The organism is Parabacteroides sp. KHUB-03 (genome assembly GCF_056640975.1).
Map to the genome: position 1 here is coordinate 1983783 of NZ_CM153257.1, position 20867 is coordinate 2004649.

Annotated in this window: 14 protein-coding genes; 9 read left to right on the forward strand and 5 right to left on the reverse strand. The window is 40.2% G+C overall.

The window, feature by feature from the left end:
• The first annotated feature begins 63 nt into the window (after nt 1-63).
• Both queD and ACYIB7_RS08615 read left to right on the forward strand, forming a co-directional pair.
• The gene (gene queD, locus ACYIB7_RS08610) at nt 64-396 is read left to right on the forward strand and encodes a 6-carboxytetrahydropterin synthase QueD (RefSeq protein ID WP_103984184.1); all 333 of its coding nucleotides are present in this window, start codon (nt 64-66) and stop codon (nt 394-396) included.
• A complete protein-coding gene (locus ACYIB7_RS08615; protein ID WP_103984183.1) occupies nt 383-928 on the forward strand; it encodes a 7-carboxy-7-deazaguanine synthase QueE in 546 nt (181 codons plus the stop codon). Before queD ends, ACYIB7_RS08615 begins: the two co-directional genes overlap by 14 nt.
• Here the strand turns inward: ACYIB7_RS08615 and ACYIB7_RS08620 are convergent, their stop codons facing one another.
• Entirely contained in the window at nt 929-2278 is a 1350-nt protein-coding gene (locus ACYIB7_RS08620) for a dihydroorotase (RefSeq protein WP_103984213.1), read from the reverse strand.
• A 78-nt stretch (nt 2279-2356) separates the two neighbouring features.
• Complete coding sequence (locus tag ACYIB7_RS08625) at nt 2357-3094, reverse strand: polyprenol monophosphomannose synthase (RefSeq protein ID WP_103984182.1); 738 nt, start codon at nt 3092-3094, stop codon at nt 2357-2359.
• Nucleotides 3095-3354: 260 nt separating this feature from the next.
• Here ACYIB7_RS08625 and ACYIB7_RS08630 point away from each other — a divergent pair, with 260 nt between their 5' ends.
• Nucleotides 3355-4029 carry a hypothetical protein gene (locus ACYIB7_RS08630; protein ID WP_480336779.1) on the forward strand — a complete coding sequence of 225 codons (675 nt, stop codon included), beginning with the start codon at nt 3355-3357 and terminating at the stop codon, nt 4027-4029.
• Between the two features lie 36 nt (nt 4030-4065).
• On the opposite strand, the gene ACYIB7_RS08635 is transcribed toward ACYIB7_RS08630, so the two are convergent.
• Entirely contained in the window at nt 4066-4500 is a 435-nt protein-coding gene (locus ACYIB7_RS08635) for an RNA 2'-phosphotransferase family protein (protein WP_103984180.1), read from the reverse strand.
• 248 nt (nt 4501-4748) lie between these two features.
• On the opposite strand from ACYIB7_RS08635, the gene mfd reads away from it, so the two are divergent.
• The 5 genes from mfd (at nt 4749) to ACYIB7_RS08660 (ending at nt 16836) form a co-directional block, all read left to right on the forward strand.
• Nucleotides 4749-8090 carry a transcription-repair coupling factor gene (mfd, locus tag ACYIB7_RS08640; RefSeq protein ID WP_480336781.1) on the forward strand — a complete coding sequence of 1114 codons (3342 nt, stop codon included), beginning with the start codon at nt 4749-4751 and terminating at the stop codon, nt 8088-8090.
• A gap of 64 nt (nt 8091-8154) precedes the next feature.
• A complete protein-coding gene (locus ACYIB7_RS08645) occupies nt 8155-10056 on the forward strand; it encodes an AMP-dependent synthetase/ligase (RefSeq protein WP_480336783.1) in 1902 nt (633 codons plus the stop codon).
• A gap of 51 nt (nt 10057-10107) precedes the next feature.
• Complete coding sequence (locus ACYIB7_RS08650) at nt 10108-12708, forward strand: beta-mannosidase (RefSeq protein ID WP_480336784.1); 2601 nt, start codon at nt 10108-10110, stop codon at nt 12706-12708.
• Between the two features lie 229 nt (nt 12709-12937).
• On the forward strand, nt 12938-15523 hold the full coding sequence (locus ACYIB7_RS08655; RefSeq protein WP_480338465.1) for a DUF5686 and carboxypeptidase-like regulatory domain-containing protein: 2586 nt from the start codon (nt 12938-12940) through the stop codon (nt 15521-15523).
• Entirely contained in the window at nt 15523-16836 is a 1314-nt protein-coding gene (locus tag ACYIB7_RS08660; protein ID WP_103984176.1) for a Na+/H+ antiporter NhaC family protein, read from the forward strand. Before ACYIB7_RS08655 ends, ACYIB7_RS08660 begins: the two co-directional genes overlap by 1 nt.
• A 157-nt stretch (nt 16837-16993) precedes the next feature.
• On the opposite strand, the gene ACYIB7_RS08665 is transcribed toward ACYIB7_RS08660, so the two are convergent.
• On the reverse strand, nt 16994-19105 hold the full coding sequence (locus tag ACYIB7_RS08665) for a M3 family metallopeptidase (protein WP_103984211.1): 2112 nt from the start codon (nt 19103-19105) through the stop codon (nt 16994-16996).
• Nucleotides 19106-19318: 213 nt separating this feature from the next.
• Nucleotides 19319-19501 carry a hypothetical protein gene (locus ACYIB7_RS08670; protein ID WP_099465359.1) on the reverse strand — a complete coding sequence of 61 codons (183 nt, stop codon included), beginning with the start codon at nt 19499-19501 and terminating at the stop codon, nt 19319-19321.
• A 146-nt stretch (nt 19502-19647) separates the two neighbouring features.
• On the opposite strand from ACYIB7_RS08670, the gene ACYIB7_RS08675 reads away from it, so the two are divergent.
• A complete protein-coding gene (locus tag ACYIB7_RS08675; RefSeq protein ID WP_103984175.1) occupies nt 19648-20598 on the forward strand; it encodes an NAD(P)H-dependent flavin oxidoreductase in 951 nt (316 codons plus the stop codon).
• The last annotated feature ends 269 nt before the right edge of the window (nt 20599-20867 follow it).

Consider the following 20867-nt stretch of genomic DNA (forward strand, 5'->3'; position numbering starts at 1 on the left):
ATATCTTTGTGCCTGCATCAAGGTGACATTAGATGCAGATTTCAAACTTATAAAAATTTCTATATGTACACAGTTATTAAACGCATGGAGATATCGGCTTCCCATAGCCTCAGACTCTCCTACCCCAGTAAATGTGAAAATCTGCACGGTCACAATTGGATTATCACAGTTTACTGTCGTTCCAAAGAATTAAATGCCGACGGCATGGTGATAGATTTCAGTCACATAAAAAAGATTGTAAAATCAACTCTTGATCATCAAAACCTAAACGAAATACTGCCATTTAATCCTACGGCAGAAAACATTGCCCGATGGATATGTGATCAACTGCATTCGTGTTTTAAAGTAGAAATTCAAGAGTCGGAAGGAAACACTGCTATTTATGAGAAAGATTAATGAAATTTTCTACAGCCTGCAAGGAGAAGGATTTCATGCAGGAACTCCTGCCATATTCATTCGTTTTTCCGGATGCAATTTAAAATGTAATTTTTGCGACACACAGCATGAATCAGGAGAATTAATGTCTGACAAAGATATTCTGCAAACGATTGACGGTTATCCTGCCAACATGGTAATTTTAACAGGAGGAGAACCATCTTTATGGATAGATGACCTTTTTATTAAACAATTACATCAGGCCGGGAAAATAGTTTGTATCGAAACTAACGGAACTCGCTCCATTCCCGCATCTATAGACTGGGTAACCTGTTCTCCTAAACAAGACGCACCGGTTTTACTAAACCGCATGGATGAAGTAAAAGTAGTTTATACCGGACAAGATGTATCACCCTATCTTGAACTTCCGGCACAACATCATTATTTGCAGCCTTGCTCTTGCAAAAACACGAAAGAAGTGGTAGACTATATACTAGCACATCCCAAATGGAAACTCAGCTTGCAAACCCACAAACTGATACACATCCAATAATCAATTATTGTATTTTACTTCCATACCGCGAACAGAGTCATTTATGCGACCATCGCTATATGCCAACTGCCCATTAACAAAAGTCTTCCATATGGCATGGTGGAAAGTATAACCTTCAAAAGGCGACCATCCGCATTTATATAATATATTATCTTTTGAGACAGTCCATGCAGATTGAGGATCAACCAATACTAAGTCGGCATAATAACCGGGACGGATGTATCCTCTCTCTTCTATATGGAATAAATCAGCCGGCATGTGAGCCATTTTTTCCACAACTTTCTCATATGTAAAACGGCCTTCCATCGCCAATTCCAGCATTACAATCAATGAATGTTGAACAAGAGGTCCGCCGGAAGCAGCTTTCAAACAACTGCCTTCCTTCTCGGCCGGAAGATGCGGAGCATGGTCTGTTGCAATAATATCGATTGTATTATCATTAACGGCAGCTCGTAAAGCTTCACGATCTTCCAGAGTTTTTATAGAAGGATTCCATTTGATACGATTACCAAACAAGGCATAATCTCCATCATGGAACCATAAATGATGCACACAGACTTCTCCTGTAATTTTCTTTTCATTAAGGGGTTTACTATTATCTAATAACGTCAGTTCCTTTGCTGTAGACAAATGCAATATATGTAAACGGGAATTCAAACGCGTAGCAAGCTCCACTGCCTTAGCCGAAGAAGCATAACAAGCCTCTTCATTACGAATTTTACTGTGGAAAGAAATATCCAGGTCATCACCATATTTTCCCGTATAGTAAGCAATATTTCTTTTTATCACTTCTTCTTCCTCTGCATGGATAGCGATCAACATACCTGCTTCTCCAAATATCCGCTCCAAAGATTCTTTTTTATCAACCAGCATATTTCCGGTAGACGAACCAAGAAATAGCTTTAAACCAGGAATACGGCTACGATCTAATTTACGGATTTCATCCATATTGTCGTTCGTGCCGCCAAAAAAGAATGAATAATTAGCTACCGATACTTCTGCCCCCCTATTAAACTTCCATTCTAAGTCGGCAATTGTCGTAGTCTGAGGTTTGGTATTCGGCATATCCATGAAAGTAGTAACACCTCCGGCAACTGCAGCACGGCTTTCCGTGCCCATATCACCTTTATGCGTCAATCCCGGATCACGAAAATGAACCTGATCATCTATCACACCCGGCAATAGCCATTTTCCGGTAGCATCAATAACTTCCGTTGCTTCCGACCTAACGGCATCCGATATTTGACCTTCATAAACTGCAGCAATTTTATCACCATCTATCATCACGGAGCCGTCAAATATACGGCCTTCGTTAATGATGCGAGCATTATGGATTAACACCTTATTCATTTTTATCCCGATGATTTTATAAAATGATCCTGATGATTTATAAAAATGATCGGGATCATTTATAAGTTTATACTTTAATTATTTCCGTTTAGGATATTTTCTAAAGAAACTCCACCATTTAAGCTTTAATACCCCAAACAAAGCTTCTCCAAATATAGAAGAATTCATTTTAGAAACACCTAAAACCCGATTGATAAAGATAATAGGAACTTCAATTATCTTGAATCCGCATTTATAAGCTGTAAATTTCATTTCAATTTGGAAAGCATATCCCTTAAAATGAATTTTATCCAGTTCCATTGTTTCCAGAACTTCGCGGCGGTAACACTTAAATCCTGCTGTTGTATCCTGCACCTTCATACCCGTAACAAAACGGACATATACAGAAGCATAATAAGACATCAGCACACGTCCTAAAGGCCAGTTTACAACATTTACTCCATTACAATAACGGGAACCTACAGCAACATCGGCTCCTTGTCCGGTACATGCCGCATACAATTTTGGCAAATCATTCGGATTATGGCTAAAGTCTGCATCCATCTCAAACACAAAATCATATTTATGCTCAATAGCCCACTTGAAGCCACAAATATATGCTGTACCCAAACCTTGCTTGCCTTGACGTTCTACAAGAAAAAGACGTTCTGGAAATTCATTCTGCAAACCTTTCACAATGCCGGCAGTTCCATCCGGAGAACCATCATCGATTATCAGAATATTAAATTCTTTCTCCAAACCAAACACGGCACGGATGATATTTTCTACATTTTCTTTCTCGTTATATGTAGGAATAATAACAATACTGTCTGACATACCTTGATTAATATATTAATTGTCAATTATTTATTTCGAACAACAAAAACTATCAATAAAATACAGCTCAAAGTTACATATTTTTTGTATAAATCAATCACTTTACTTTCCCATTCCACATCATAGAATTCCAAGTAACTCCAAATAATAAAGAACATTTGATTCTATCCACAAAGTATTTTTCACAACCGAAAAAAACTTTTTTCATTCGCAGTACACATCCCATACTTTCGTCGATACATAATAAACATAAAACAGCTATGAACAGACATACTTCATATCACGATTTTTCATTTGGGTGTGAACATCAAGGTTATTGGAATAACAGATGCTCCGGTTATGCATTAGCCGCAATACTGAAAGATTTGGGACAAAACCGATTCTTTCAATTCAAAACTTCTTACAAAATACCTTTGGGACATATTATTTACAACCAGTTACAAGCTTCACAAAGAATATATCTCAGAAAATCCCCCAACAGTGTTTGTACCCGGTTCATTAATAATCCGGTAAACATGCAGAAAAACAGTCACCATATTCTTCCTTCCGTAATTGTAACCTATTGCCAATCAATCCACCTGTCTCCCATATTATACTATTCTCAAGAAAAAGAAGAAAGCATCTTCCGGTCTGAAATATTAAAAGAAGACCTTTCCGGATTAACAAACTCACGATGCCAACAAATTTTGTCTGATGATTTCAAACAGCAAACCTATAAACACAAATATTTATTAGCCTTGACACGCTATCAACATTGGGTTGCCCTAAAACAAGAAAACGGATATTTTTATCTGTTCGATCCTGCTCCTCCAAAGCTGGGAGGAGGTACAACAGGGCCTTGTATATTTGAAAATGCCCTGCCATCTGAAAAGTATATCAAAAAAGGAAGATATTCGACTAAATATTTCTATGAAATAATGATCGGTTTATACTAGTATCATGGCAGGATTAACCTGCCATGATATGTTTGTTTATTTCTTTGATTTCATTATATGTTTAATACAACAGGTATTCATCTTATCGGCAGGTATCGTGCCTATAAACACCCAAAATCCTCTCTTTTGTATAAATTCACCCAAGTGCAAACCAATGACTTGCTCTGTATCAATTTCATACCTCACTTTTCCCCCTTTCGATCCAACTGCTTCTTCTATAGAAGTAGCACACCATACTTCCCGGTTCATTTTCACCACACTTCCCGGATTCACCACGGATGGCTTTGGATGTGTACCACCTAAACCTGTCTTATCAATTAAATCGGCCGTTTTTTCATCCGTACCGTGATATAAATACTTTGGCAAACTTGGTGCGGCAAAACACTGGCAAACTTCTTGTTTATTGGTATCCTGCAATTCCTGCTTGGATTGATTCATTTCTGCATTTGCATCTTTTACATTATTACACATATAAATTAATTTTTAATTCCTACTCTTTCAAAGGCTTTTCGGAACCCGCCTATGAATTAATTAATTCCGTAAGCTTACAAAAGCAAAAATAGATACCATATAAAAAAACACCTATTCTGTTTTGTGAAGCATGTAATACATTATTTAGAATTGGCAAACTAGCAATATCAACTTATTTTTCGACGATTTAAATAATACATTACGACATTTTCCGTACTTTTGCGTCTATCAATTATTCATTTATACAATTGGAGGTACAAGAATTAGTAAAAATATATGCTGCGCATCCTCAGGTGGCAGCGTTAGACACCCTACTAAATAAAGAAACTTCCCGTAATATATTCTTAAAAGGATTAAACGGTTCGGGTGCCGCAATGACAATCGCTTCTCTTTTTACAAAAAAAGGGGGAAGCTTTGTGTGTATTCTAAACGATCAGGAAGAGGCCGGATATTTTTATCATGACCTTACACAACTTACGGCAAGTAATAAGATTTTCTTTTTTCCTTCCGCTTACCGTCGCGCCATCAAGTATGGACATATTGATGCTGCCAACGAAATATCAAGGACAGAAGTACTTAGTATGCTTCAAGACACTGGCAAATCTTTTATTATCGTTACATATCCTGACGCATTAGCAGAAAAAGTTGTCTCCCGGGAAACTTTAAAAGAAAACACGCTTAAAATAAATACCGGAGAAAAGCTGGATAATATATTCGTTTCCGATGTTCTGGACCAATACGGGTTTGAGCGTGTGGATTATGTATATGAACCCGGTCAATACGCTCTTCGTGGAAGTATTCTTGATGTATTTTCTTTCTCTTACGAATTTCCTTACCGTATCGACTTTTTTGGCAATGAAGTAGAAACAATACGTACTTTTGATGTAGAAACACAACTCTCCAAAGAAAAACTGGAAAGTATCTACATTGTCCCTGAGATGCTGAAAAACAATAGTTCCAAACATTCATTGCTTAATTCACTGCCGTCTGATACAATCTTAGCATCACGCGACTTAGCCTGGTGCAAAGAACGCATTGGCAGTATATGGAATGACGCTCCGGTGATTGGAGACGAAGATTCTTTCGCCAGCATTGATGACATACGGAACAAACTAACAACGGAAGAAGATTTCTTGCGATCAGCACTGGATTTTCGCCGTATCAATTTTGGAGCACGTTCGACCGGCACCGCTGATGCAACAATTACATTCAGCACACAACCTCAACCTATCTATCACAAGAATTTCGATATGGTTAGCGAATCTTTCCAGAAATATCTGAAAAGCGGCTATACTCTTTACATATTAAGTGATGTAGAAAAGCAATCTGCCCGCATCCGTGCCATCTTCGAAGACAGAGGAGATAATATTCATTTCACGCCGGTAAATAAAACCATTCACGAAGGATTTACGGACGAGACATTAAAGATATGTCTATTTACAGACCATCAGCTTTTTGATCGTTTCCACAAATTCAATTTAAAAAGCGACAAAGCACGCGGTGGAAAAATAACGCTTTCTTTAAAAGAACTCAGCCAATTCACTATTGGAGATTATATTGTACATATAGATCATGGCGTAGGACAATTTGGCGGATTGGTACGAACAGAAGTAAACGGTAAAGTTCAAGAAGTCATTAAACTGATTTACCAGAACAACGACATCATTTTTGTCAGCATACATTCTCTCCATAAACTATCCAAATACAAAGGTAAAGATAGTGGAGTCCCCCCAAAACTGAATAAGCTGGGAACCGGTGCTTGGGAAAAAATGAAGGAGAAAACCAAGAAAAAGGTAAAAGATATTGCCCGCGATTTGATTCTCCTTTATTCCAAGCGTAAACAGGAAGAAGGTTTTGCTTACAGTCCTGATAGTTTTATGCAACATGAGCTGGAGGTCAGTTTCATTTATGAAGACACGCCAGACCAGATGAAAGCAACTGCCGACGTAAAGAATGACATGGAAAGTTTACGTCCTATGGACCGTCTCATCTGTGGGGATGTTGGCTTTGGTAAAACGGAAGTTGCCATACGTGCTGCTTTTAAAGCGGTAGCGGATAACAAGCAGGTAGCAGTATTGGTTCCAACGACAGTCCTTGCTTTCCAGCATTTCCAGACATTTTCCGAACGTCTGAAAGACTTCCCCTGCCGCATAGATTATATAAGCCGTGCACGCAGTAATGAACAAATCCAGGAAACTCTAACAGATATAAAAGAAGGAAAGATAAATATTCTGATCGGGACACACCGTATTGTAAGCAAAGACGTTAAATTCAAAGATTTGGGACTGCTTATAATTGATGAAGAACAGAAATTCGGTGTCACTGTTAAGGAAAAACTCCGTCACATGAAAGTGAATGTCGATACGCTTACCATGACAGCTACACCTATCCCCAGAACATTACAATTTTCTTTAATGGGTGCACGCGACCTTTCCAGCATCACCACCCCTCCTCCCAACCGGTATCCGGTACAAACAGAGGTAGAACGTTTCAATCCTGACATTATCCGCGAAGCTATCAATTTTGAAATGAGCCGTAACGGACAGGTGTTTTTCATCAATAACCGCGTTCAGAACATCTTTGAGATGGAAGCATTGATACATCGTGAAGTTCCAGATGCACGCATAGTTGTAGCACATGGCCAGATGGCACCGGATAAGCTGGAAAAGAAGCTTATCGATTTTGTTAATTACGAATATGATGTATTAATTGCCACTAGCATAGTTGAAAACGGTATTGACGTACCGAATGCAAACACAATCATTATCAACAATGCCCAGCAATTCGGGTTATCGGATCTTCACCAGTTACGCGGACGTGTAGGAAGAAGCAACAGAAAAGCATTCTGTTATCTTTTATCTCCTCCATTATCAACTCTTACGCAAGAAGCCCGTCGCCGTTTGCAGGCCATCGAAAACTTCTCAGAATTAGGAAGCGGCATTCATATAGCTATGCAAGATCTTGATATCCGGGGTGCAGGAAATTTACTTGGCGCAGAACAAAGTGGGTTTATTGCCGATCTGGGATATGAAACCTACCAGAAAATACTGGAAGAAGCCGTTGATGAATTAAAAAATGACGAGTTCTCTGAGCTTTATGCGGATATGGAAAGCGGGAAATACAAAACAGGAAATGAATTTGTACGTGAAACACATATCGAGAGCGACTTGGAACTAATGTTTCCTCCTTCCTATATTCCTAATGATTCAGAGCGTATTTCTCTTTATCGCGAATTAGACAATATGGAAGAAGAGCGGGATATCCTTGCCTTTACCGAACGTCTGAAAGACCGTTTTGGGAAAATACCTTCGGAAGGAAAAGAATTAATACGCATCGTCCGTCTTCGCCGTATGGGTAAAAAGCTAGGTATAGAAAAAATTATGTTGAAAAACGGACGAATGAGTATTTTCTTAATATCCAACCCGGAAAGTCCATACTACCAGAGCGAAGCCTTTGACCGGTTACTCTCATTCATTCAGCGCCATCCACGCGAATGTACACTACGTGATCAGAATGGAAAACGCAGTATCGTTATAAAAAACGTACCAACAGTGGAAATGGCCTGTAGCTATTTGCAAGAAATAGAGTAAAAATTACCTTTCTCACGAAATAATAAATTCTTCCGTGAGAAACTAAAACAGATACCAAATAAAAATGAAAAAGACGCTGATTGACCTTTTTGAAAACTCGGTACAACAATATCCGGACAATCCTTTCCTTTGGGAAAAGACAAAAGACCAATACGAACCAACTTCCTACATTCAGGTAAAAGATCAGGTTTACGCACTTGGTGCAGGACTTATAGCTTTAGGAGTAAAAAAAGGCGACAATATGGCGTTACTTAGTGAAGGACGCAATGCCTGGATAATAGGAGAACTGGCTATGTTTTATGCCGGTGCAACCAATGTTCCGCTTTCTATAAAACTGGAAGAAGCAAACGATCTTCTGTTCCGCCTTACACATGCCGATGTCAAATACATCATGGTATCCGGCAACCAATTGAAAAAAATCCGGAATATCATAGATCAACTGCCTCTGGTTCAGAAAATAATTATATTTGACGAGCAAACAGAATACCGGAAAAATGAAATTTCATTATCCGAAGTTATTAATATGGGAAAAGAGTGGCTATCTCAGCATTCATTATCCGAGTTTCTTTCTGTCGGGCAATCTCTGCAAAATGACGATTATGCAACCATAACCTATACATCCGGTACAACTGCTGACCCAAAAGGAGTCATACTGACTCATCGCAATTACACAGCCAATATCGAGCAATCGCTTACATGCGTAGATATTGACAGCAATTGGCGAACTTTGGTTATTTTACCTCTGGATCATTGTTTTGCACACGTTGTAGGTTTCTATATCTTTATGTCCAAAGGGGCTTCCGTTGCAACCGTGCAAGTAGGAAAAACAGGTATGGAAACACTCAAAAACATACCGGTCAACATTAAAGAATTTAAGCCCTACCTGATCCTGAGTGTTCCGGCCTTAGCCAAAAATTTCAAAAAAAACATAGAACAAGGCGTACGAAGCCAAGGCAAAATTATCATGAGCCTTTTCAATACCGGCCTGCGGATTGCCTATATATATAATGGTAACGGAGGGGAAAATAAAGGACGTGGTTGGAGGATGTTACTTAAACCACTGGTTAGCTTTTTTGACAGTATTCTGTTTACCAAAATACGTGGGAATTTTGGAGGACAACTACGATTTTTCATTGGTGGAGGAGCACTTTTGGATAAAGACCTGCAAAAATTCTATTATGCGATCGGGCTTCCTATGTACCAAGGCTACGGGCTAAGCGAAGCTACACCGGTAATCTCTACAAATAGCCCCAAGCATCATACATTCGGCAGTAGCGGCGTATTAGTCAAACCTTTGGACCTGAAAATATGTGACAATGAAGGAAATGAGCTTCCCGCAGGAGAAAAAGGAGAAATCGTTATAAGAGGCGAAAATGTAATGGCTGGATATTGGAAAAACCCTGCATCTACAGCAGATACGATAAAAAATGGTTGGCTTTATACCGGTGACATGGGTTATATGGGAAATGACGGATTATTATATGTACTAGGTCGTTTTAAAAGTCTCTTGATCGGAAGTGATGGTGAAAAATATAGCCCTGAAGGAATTGAAGAAGCCTTAATTGAACACTCATCAAGTATAGACCAATTACTATTGTACAATAATCAAAATCCATATACCGTAGCATTGGTTGTTCCAAACAAAGATAGGCTAAAAAAGCATCTGACACACTTACACCTCACACTAGATACCGATCAAGGAAAGGAAGAAGCAATCCGCATTATCCAAAAACAAATTGATCGTTTCCGCAAAGGAGGTGAATTAGGGAATATGTTTCCCGACCGGTGGTTACCCACTACTTTTGCAATTCTGCCCGAACCCTTTACCGAACAGAACGGCATGGTTAATAGTACCATGAAGATTGTTCGCGGTAAAGTAGAAAAAACGTATGCCAACCGTATTAAGTATCTTTATACCCCGGAAGGTAAAAATCCGGTGAATAATGAAAACAATAAGGCTCTGTAAAAAATTACAGATAATATAATAACATCATTAAATAATTAAATCTAAACACCTATGTTTTACAAAACAGTAGTTTCCTCCTTAGCACTGGCTTCCGTATTGTCGGCTGCGCCTCCGGTTAAAGCCAATGGCGTAGCAAAACAGGAGATAGACAAAGGATGGATATTTAAACAAGTCAGAGGTAACAATTGGTACCCGGCAACCGTACCTGGAGTTGTTCAGACAGATTTGATGAACAACAAGATTATTGACGACCCTTTTTATCGTCTTAATGAACGCAGTATCCAATGGATAGATAAAGAAGACTGGGAATATAAAACAACACTTAACGTATCTCCCGACATTTTCAACAAAGACAATATCGAACTCGACTTTAAAGGATTGGATACGTATGCAGATGTTTATCTGAATGATTCTTGCATTCTGAAAGCCGACAATATGTTCCGCGAATGGAAAGTAAGCGTAAAAAGCTTATTAAAAAGAGACGGAAATGAGTTGCGCATCTACTTCCATTCTCCCATCAAAGTAGATCTTCCTAAATTTGATGCCCTGAAATTCCCTGTAGAAGCTGGCAACGACCAATCTGAAAACGGCGGGATTTTCGATAAAAAAGTAAGTGTATTTGCCCGGAAAGCCGGCTACCATTATGGTTGGGACTGGGGACCACGTATCGTGACGAGCGGTATTTGGCGTCCTGTTTATCTGATCGGATGGAATGATGCTATTATTGACAATATCTTCTACGAACAAACAAACGTCAATGCCAAACGTGCAGACATTAAAGCCCACGTTCAATTCAAAGCAGATAAAGAAGGTGAGGTTTTGTTGACAATTAAAGCTGATGGCATTAAAGCCGGTTGGAATAAAAAAACACGGGTAAAGAAAGGTGTAAACCTGATAGAAACGGATTTGGTAGTCAACAATCCGAAGTTATGGTGGTCAAACGGTTTGGGTGAACCTCATTTATACCCATTCACAGCTACTATCACTATGGACGGAAAAGTGACCGACACTAAAACAACCAATCTGGGACTTCGCAGTATTCGTGTCGTCAACCAACCGGATAAAGATGGTCATACTTTTTATTTTGAATTGAACGGAGTTCCTGTATTTGCAAAAGGAGCGAACTACATTCCACAAGATAATTTTTTACCACGCGTTACACCGGAACAATACGAGACAACTATATTAGATGCAGTTAATGCAAATATGAATATGCTACGCGTATGGGGCGGCGGTATTTACGAAAACGATCTGTTTTACGATCTTTGCGATAAATATGGTATTATGGTATGGCAAGATTTTATGTTTGCCTGCAGCATCTATCCGTTAACACCGGAACTGGAAGAGAACATCCGGGAAGAAGCCATCGAAAACGTAGTGCGTCTGCGTAATCATCCGTCCATAGCAATCTGGTGTGGTAACAACGAAATACATACAGCCTGGTTCAATTGGGGCTGGATGGGAAAATTCGATGCTTACGGCGTAACCGAACAATTGCGTAACGATACAAAAAAACTGTTCAATCATTTGCTTGCCGACGTTGTAAAAGAATATGACCCTACAACCTTTTATTGGCCATCTTCCCCTTATGGAGGCGATCCGGATGCAAAATGTGAAAGTGGTAAACCCAACTGGAATCCAAACGGCGACGCACACTATTGGGGTGTATGGCAAGGTATTGATTCCGTAGCCCATTTCAATAAAGTAAAAGCCCGCTTTTTTTCTGAATACGGGTTCCAATCTTTTCCTGAATATCAATCCGTATTGAAATACGCACCTGAAGAACGCGACCATGATATTTATTCGGATGTAATGATGGCACACCAACGTGGTGGACAGATAGCCAATTCCCGGATCGAGAAGATTACATCTGATGAATATCGCAAACCAAAAGATTTCCCCAGCACATTGTATATGAGTATATTGTTGCAGGGAGATGCTATGAAAACGGCAATGGAAGCACACCGCCGTATGATGCCTTATAATATGGGATCCCTATTCTGGCAACATAACGACTGCTGGCCTGTAGCTTCCTGGTCTAGCCGCGATTATTACGGACGATGGAAAGCACAGCATTATTTTACTAAAAAGGCATTCAATGACATTTTAGTTTCGCCAATTGCAGAAGATAGTAACCTAAACGTATGGATCGTATCAGATCGCCTAAAATCTACTAAAGGGAAACTGGATATTCGGGTAATGGATCTGAAAGGCAATGTACTTTTTGAAAAACAGAATAATGTTACTTTACCCGCAAACACCAGTAAAATACAATTTTCGGTACCGATAGAATCTGTTTTGGGAGGAAAACAAAAGAACGAAGTAGTTGTGAACACCCGCTTCACCGAAAACAACACGAAAGAAGTTGTTTCCAATAATTACTTCTTTACCCGCTATAAAGACATAGATTTTCCTGAAGCTGACATACAAATGACTTCTGTCCCTGCAGCCGATGGTTTCAATGTCACTTTGCAAAGTGATGTATTTGCGCGCGCTGTATTCCTTAGCATAGATGGTATAGATAACTTTTTCTCGGACAACTATTTTGATTTGCTGCCCGGCGAACCGGTAACCATCCATGTTACAACAAAGCTCGACAAAACAACATTTGACAAACAGTTAAAAAGTTTCAGTATCGTAGATGCCTATTAAATGGCATCTCTTTTGAATATAAAAGTCTTGTCTTAACAATTCAAAAAATCAACTTATTTGAATTGTTAAGACAAGACTTTCTTTTCCGGATAAATACATTGTCATCTTAAGTATATATAGTTTTGATACAATAGTGTGATTAATGATTATTAATAGCCGGCTTCCCTCTCCTAACAAGAAAAAATGTACCTTTGCAAACTATATTATCCGTGAAGGAATAACAATAGTTATGGTAAAACTGATTCGTTATATATTACTCCTGATTCTGTTACTTACAGTAACCGGAACATCTGTCATATACGCTCAAAGTATCACTACCGCATCCGGTATTGTAAAAGATTCTGTCACAGGAGAACCATTATCTTTCGTGTCTGTCATTTTCGAAAATTCCACAATTGGCGCGATGACCGATGATAATGGAAAATTCACTTTACAGAATGACAAAGGACTCAAAAACCTTATTATTTCATCATTAGGATATGATAATAAAACTGTACGTCTGAATGTTGGTAAAAAGAATGATAATCTGGATATCATGCTTCGCCCTACCTCTTTCCAAATCGCAGAAATCGAAATAAAGCCCCAAAAAGAAAAATATAGCCGAAAAGACAATCCGGCAGTTGAACTTATAAAAAAAGTAATAGAACATAAGAATGACAACCGTATTGAGGCAAAAGACGAATATCAAACCGAAGCATACGAAAAACTCAGTATGTCTTTAGACAACTTCAATCCGAATCTGGATAAAAACAAATTCCTCAAGAAATTCAAATTTATAAAGAACTACCTGGATACATCCGAGTTCAATGGCAAACCTATCTTAACAATTTCTGTCCGTGAAACCCTATCCGATATCTACTACCGTAAGAGTCCGAAAACAGAAAAAACGATAACAAAAGCAAAGCGTCAGCAAGGTATCGATAAGACATTAGATGACGGAGGAGGTATAACTTCCAACCTTGAAGAGATATTCAAAGGAGTAAATATTTTTGACAACAACATTAATATCCTCTTAAACCGGTTCGTAAGTCCCCTGTCCTCCACCCTTGCCACATCCTATTATAAGTATTATATTATGGACACACTGGATGTGTCAGGCGATAAATGCGTAGACCTGGCTTTTGTTCCGGTAAACAGTCAGAGTTACGGTTTCACAGGTCGGCTATATATTACTCTGGATGGCAATTATGCAGTAAAAAAGTTTGTTTTAAACACACCTGCAAAGATTAACCTGAACTGGGTAGATAAACTTCGCATCGAACAAGAATTTAAACGTATGCCGGACAGTACCTGGGTATTAAGCAATGAAAATACGTACGTCAACTTCTATATCGTAAAAGGAACCCAGCAATTATATGCCCACCAGCTACGAAATTTCGACAAATATAATTTCAACATACAGAATGCAGATTCGGTATTCGGGCTTTTAGGCCCTCTCCATGTTTTGCCGGAAGCGACAGCTCAGACAGACACATTCTGGATAAATAACCGGCATATTCCATTAAAAGAAAAAGAAAATGCATTAGATGATCTGTTAGCCCAGCTACGTAAAGTACCGGCATTTAATGTCATCATCAAGACTGCTGAAATTCTTATATCCGGTTACATACCAACTACCGGCGATAAGAGTAAAAGTAAGTTTGATTTCGGTCCGATGAACACCACCTTTAGTGCCAACCACCTGGAAGGTTTCCGCATGCGTGTCGGGGGCATGACTACGGCAAACCTAAATCCGTACTGGTTTGCAAGTGGCTATCTGGCCTACGGGGTTAATGACCGAAAGTTGAAATACAATGTCAAACTGACGCATAGTTTTAATAAAAAGGCATATCACGAAGGAGAAAGCCCTGTAAATAATCTTTCATTCATACAGGAATATGATGTATATACACCCGGTCAGGATTTCCTGTTTACCAGCAAAGACAATATGTTCGTTGCCTGGAAAGTGGGAGAACCTGTTACGAAGATGCAATACATCCGCAAGTCGATGTTCCAATACGAAAAGGAATGGTTAAACGGCCTTACATTTAAAACCTGGGCCCGAAACGAGAATAATGAAGCTGCAGGAACATTGCATTATGATCTTGAAAATGCGGATGGTACAAAGACACGTATAAAAAGTATTACGACCTCAGAAATTGGAGCCCAATTACGTTTTGCTCCGGGAGAACGTGCTTACAACGGACGTTCGGGTAAAGGATCTGTCTTCAATCTATCAAAAGATGCCCCGGTATTCAAATTGTCACATCAATTAGGTATAAAAGGCGTATTAGGCGGAGATTACAATTATAATCATACGGAAATCAGTGCGGAGAAACGTATTTGGTTATCTTCTTTCGGTCATATCGATGCCCAGGTAAAAGCAGGTAAAGTGTGGGATAAAGTGCCTTTCCCCTTATTGATTATGCCAAATACAAACCAGTCTATCACAATTCAACCCGAAGCATTCAATATGATGCGCGCCCTGGAATTTGTGACAGACCAATATGTATCATTCTATTTCACCTACTATCTGAAAGGATGGATACTGAACCGTATACCTGGGGTAAAGTGGTTGAAACTGCGTGAAGTAGTCTCCTTCAGCGGGGTTTATGGAGGTTTGACCGATAAAAACAATCCGGCACTGACTCCCGGATTATTCACATTACCCGATGGTACAAGCCCTCTGGGCAACACTCCTTATATGGAGGCCAGTGTCGGTCTGGAAAATATTTTCAAAATTTTACGAATAGACTATTATCGCCGGTTGACTTACCTGGACCAGCCTAATATTAAAAAAGGCGGTGTCCGTATAGCTCTCCGGTTCTCATTCTGATGCAGTATTCAAAGTTCGAAAAGAAAACACTCAGCCATACACCAAACGCATGGGCTTTATTACCTCTAGCCGTATTCTTACTATCCTATCTGGTAGTATCGATTCTGGCCGGAGATTTTTACAAAATGCCTATAACCGTAGCTTTTGTTATATCGTCTATTGTTGCTATTGCTATTTCAAAAGGTGGAAAATTAAATAACAGGATAGAACAATTTTGCCGGGGAGCAGCCAACAGTAATATCATGCTGATGGTATTAATATTCATATTGGCAGGAGCTTTTGCCCAAACTGCCAAAGCCATGGGTGCAGTAGATGCAACCGTCAACCTGGCAATGTCTATCTTGCCTGGCAATCTGCTGGCGGCAGGCATTTTTATTGCAGCTTGCTTCATATCCATTTCCGTAGGTACATCCGTTGGAACCATTGTAGCTTTAGCTCCCGTAGCCGTAGGTATAGCCGGCAAGACCGGAATGCCTGACGCTTTAATGTTGGGTGTTGTTGTTAGCGGGGCAATGTTTGGCGACAACCTGTCTTTCATTTCCGATACCACTATTGTAGCCACCCGCACGCAAGGATGCAAAATGTCGGATAAGTTCAAGGTAAATATACGGATCGCCCTTCCTATCGCAATCATTACAGGGCTCATATATATTTTTATGGGTAGTGAAGTGCGTGAGGCTTATATACCTTCTTCCATCGAATGGGGAAAAGTAGTGCCTTATCTGGTGGTTCTAATCACGGCTATATGTGGTATGCATGTGATGCTTGTTCTTTTTATCGGGATTATTCTATCCGGGATTGTAGGGTTGATTACCGGAAGTTTCGACGTGTGGGGATGGAATGCAGCTATGGGATCGGGGATTACCAATATGGGGGAATTAATTATTGTCACTCTGCTGGCAGGAGGTATGCTCGAAATGATTCGTTACAATGGCGGAATAGACTGGATCATCCAAAAATTAACATCACATATCCACTCCTCCAAAGGAGCCGAAATCAGTATTGCCGGCTTAGTCGGTTTTGCCAACCTATGCACGGCCAATAATACGATAGCATTGATAATGGCTGGTCCTATTGCAAAAGATATTGCGGATAAGTTTAATGTCGATCCGCGTCGAAGTGCCAGCACGTTAGATATCTTTTCATGCTTCGTACAAGGTATCATACCTTATGGAGCACAACTATTAATGGCTTCCGGGCTTGGCAACACCTCGCCTATCGAAATTATGCAATATCTGTATTATCCTTATTTACTGGGAGCCGGAGCTTTACTTGCCATCTTCGCCGGATATCCCCGGAAATATACAAACTAAAGGAAGGGAAGAATTTGTTTTGTTGCCGAACGTTGCAATCAGGATGCTAACCTTTTTCTATTCCGATGCCAACCTTTTATGGCATTGCATCACATATATATTTTTAGAAAAGAGTATACGTCCTTTAAACAAACAGCACGTATACTCTTTTTATGAATCATTTCAAGCCCCTGTTCTTCAACAATGGTCCTGTCCCGGGTTCTTTTCCGCGGAAGTTCACATACATTACCATCGCATCGTCTATTCCTCCGGGAGTCAGAATATATTTCCTGAATTTATCTGCCACCTCCGGATTAAATATATCGCCTGTTTCCTTATAGGCTTCGAAAGCGTCCGCATCCAGCACCTCTGCCCAGATATAACTGTAATATCCTGCAGTATAACCGCCTCCCATAGTATGGTTGAAGTAAGTAGTGCGGTAACGGGATGGAATCTGCTTTAAGATGCCACGCTTTCCCAACGTTTCACTCTCAAACTTCATCACATCCAAACCTGCCGGGATTTCTTTCATTACATGATAATCCATATCAAGCAAAGAAGCGGCCAGATATTCGGTTGTAGCAAAGCCCTGGCCATATTTACCGCTCTTATCCAGTTTATCTATCAGTTCGGCCGGTATTACTTCTCCGGTCTGATAATGTTTGGCATAAACCTTCAATACTTCAGGTTCAAATGTCCAATGTTCCATAACCTGGGAAGGAAGTTCTACAAAATCGCGAGGTACACCGGACACACCGTAATAATGTACATCCTTAAATAAATTATGCAGCCCGTGACCAAATTCGTGGAACAATGTTTCTGCTTCATCAGCGCTCAACAAAGCCGGTTGTCCGGCAGCAGGCTGACTAAAGTTGCACACTATAGTAACCACCGGACCAAGACGGGTTCCATCCTGATATGTCTGCGAACGATAGGTTCCGCACCAGGCTCCGGGACGTTTGCTTTCGCGCGGGAAAAAGTCAAAATAGAGCACGCCCAGATAGGTTCCATCCTTATCTTTACATTCAAATGCCTGCGCCTCGGGATGAGGTAATGGGATATTCTTTATCGGTGTAAAAGTGATGCCGTACAATTTATTGGCAACATAGAATGCGCCATCACGCACATTATCCAATTTCAAATACGGACGGATCTGGTTTTCATCTAAGTCAAACTTCGCCTTCTTGGCTTTCTCAAAGTAATAACGCCAGTCCCAGCCTTGGGCTTCAAAGTTGCCGCCTTCTTTCTTTATCTCGGCATTAATGTCTGCCAGTTCTTCTTTGGCTTTGGATAAGGCCGGAGTCCAGATTTCATTCAAAAGTTTATATACGTTACCTGCATTCTTTGCCATACGTTCTTCGAGTACGAATGCAGCATAGTCTTCATATCCCATCAACCTGGCTTTTTCCAGGCGGGCAGTAATCAACTTGCGTACGACTTCTTTGTTATCATTGGCATTATTGTTATTGCCGCGGCTAATATAACCGTTAAATATTTTCTCGCGTAAAGCACGGTTATCAGCATATTGAAGGAAAGGCATCACGCTTGGATTATGCAGCGTAAATAACCATTTGCCTTCCATCCCGGCAGCTTTTGCAGCAGATGCAGCATTGGCAATTAATGTTTCCGGTAGCCCGGACAAATCATCTTTATTATCAATTACCAGTTGAAACGCGTTGGTCTCCTTCAGCACATTCTGGCCAAATGTAAGTTGAAGCATGGATATTTCACTATTCAACTCCCGTAGTTTAGCTTGCTTATCCGCATCCAGGTTAGCACCTCCACGAACAAAGTCTTTATAGATTTCGTCCAATAGTTTTGTCTGTTCCTTATCCAGATTCAAATTTGCCTGATTATCATAAACAGCTTTTACCCGTGCAAATAAGGCGGGGTTCAGGTTTATATCATCATCATGTTTCGACAGTAATGGAGACAGTTCCTTATTCAAAGCCTGCATTTCGTCGTTTGTATTAACGCTGTTCTGGCCAAAGAAAACAGCACTTACCTTCCGGAGCAGCTTACCGCTTTGGTCTAATGCCACAACCGTATTTTCGAATGTAGGTTTCTCCGGATTATTTGCAATTGCTTCAATCTCTTTTGTCTGCTCTTCCATTCCTTGCAGAAAAGCAGGTTTGTAATGCTCTAGTTTTATCTGCTCAAAAGGAGGAACACCAAATGGAGTGGTAAACTCTGTCAGAAACGGATTGCCGGTTTCCGCAACTTCAGCCTTTTTGCCAGAACATGCTCCCAATACGAGCGCCAATCCGGTAGCCATAATTAATTGTTTCATCATTAATAGAATTTATGTTATATTATTTCAATCCCCGATTCTTTCCCGCGGAAATTCTTATACATGTCCATTGCATCATTTATGCATCCGGGATACTCCCTGCAAATATAAGGAAGATTAGGTAAACAGGCATAAAAAGGGCTATACCAAAATTCGGAAAATTCCCGATTATGATATAGCCTTTCTGTGTATTCCGGGGACGGATAAAGAATGTTATTCTCCCAACTCGGTTTTTATGATGTCGTCTTCTTCATCAATCTTGTTCTCTATATCGTCTGTCAAATCCTTAACATCTCCCGAAGTATAATCGTCTGACAACACCGACCTGGTTGATCCTGTTTCATCAAACAGCTCATCACTCTCGTCCCATAAAGTTTTTAATATTTTTTCCGGCATATCTCTATGTATTTATTGTTTAGTTAATATTGTAACACTTCGGCCATTCATTTTGTTGTTTCATCAGTATCACTTATTTTCGCATAATGCTTAAACAACAAACCGGTAATATATAAAACAACCTGACATAGAATATGTAACAGAATATGAATAGAATTACAACACTTTTCGGGATTCAATATCCCATTATCCAGGCAGGCATGGTATGGTGCAGCGGATGGAAACTGGCCTCTGCCGTAAGTAACGCAGGCGGACTGGGTTTATTAGGGGCAGGCTCCATGCACCCCGAGGTGCTCCGCGAACATATCCGCAAATGCAAGGCGGCTACGGACAAACCTTTTGGCGTAAACGTGCCGTTGATGTACCCGGAGATAGAAACAATCATGGATATAATTGTAGAAGAAGGGGTAAAAACAGTCTTCACCTCAGCCGGTAATCCTAAAACATGGACAGGGTTTCTTAAAAAACACGGAATCATTGTTACTCATGTAGTAAGCAGTTCCAAATTTGCAACCAAATGCGAGGAAGCCGGCGTAGACGCTGTTGTAGCCGAAGGTTTTGAAGCCGGAGGGCATAACGGGCGCGAAGAAACCACCACCATGTGCCTTATCCCATCCGTTCGCAAAGCCACTTCATTGCCATTGATTGCAGCAGGTGGCATCGGAAGCGGTCAATCTATGCTGGCAGCCATTGCCCTGGGAGCCGAAGGCGTACAAATAGGGACACGTTTTGCGCTCACCTGGGAAAGTTCGGCCCATGAAGACTTTAAAAAACTATGTCTGAATCTTCAGGAAGGTGATACCAGGTTATTACTTAAAAAGCTTGCTCCTACCCGTCTGGCAAAAGGAGACTTCGCCACAGCAGTAGAAGAAGCCGAAGCCCGCGGAGCCTCTGCCGACGAATTACGGGAATTATTAGGCAAAGGACGTGCCAAGAAAGGTATCTTTGAAGGCGATCTGAAAGAAGGCGAACTGGAAATAGGCCAGGTTGCTTCCCAATTCTGGGAACTGCAGCCGGTTGCAGACGTAATGCATGATATTATCGAAGGATATAAACTGGCATTGGAAAACATAAACTATACGCAGAATCTTTTTTAAAAGTTCCCGGGTAGCACGGCAAACAAGCGCAGATTTACGCAGATATTTTTCCTTACCGCGCAAGAATTACCTATCTTTGCCCCCGCAACATCTCATAAACAAGATGAAATACATTCCTTGTATAAGACATATATCTGCGGAACATGTATGTTCCGCAGTCCTTCTTCATGAAGAAGGAAATTTTGCAAAAAAAACGTAACCTTTCCTCCACCCGCCTTTTTCACGTAAAAAACAATCAAAACATAGCAGGCTGCCCTTGCAGCCTGCCC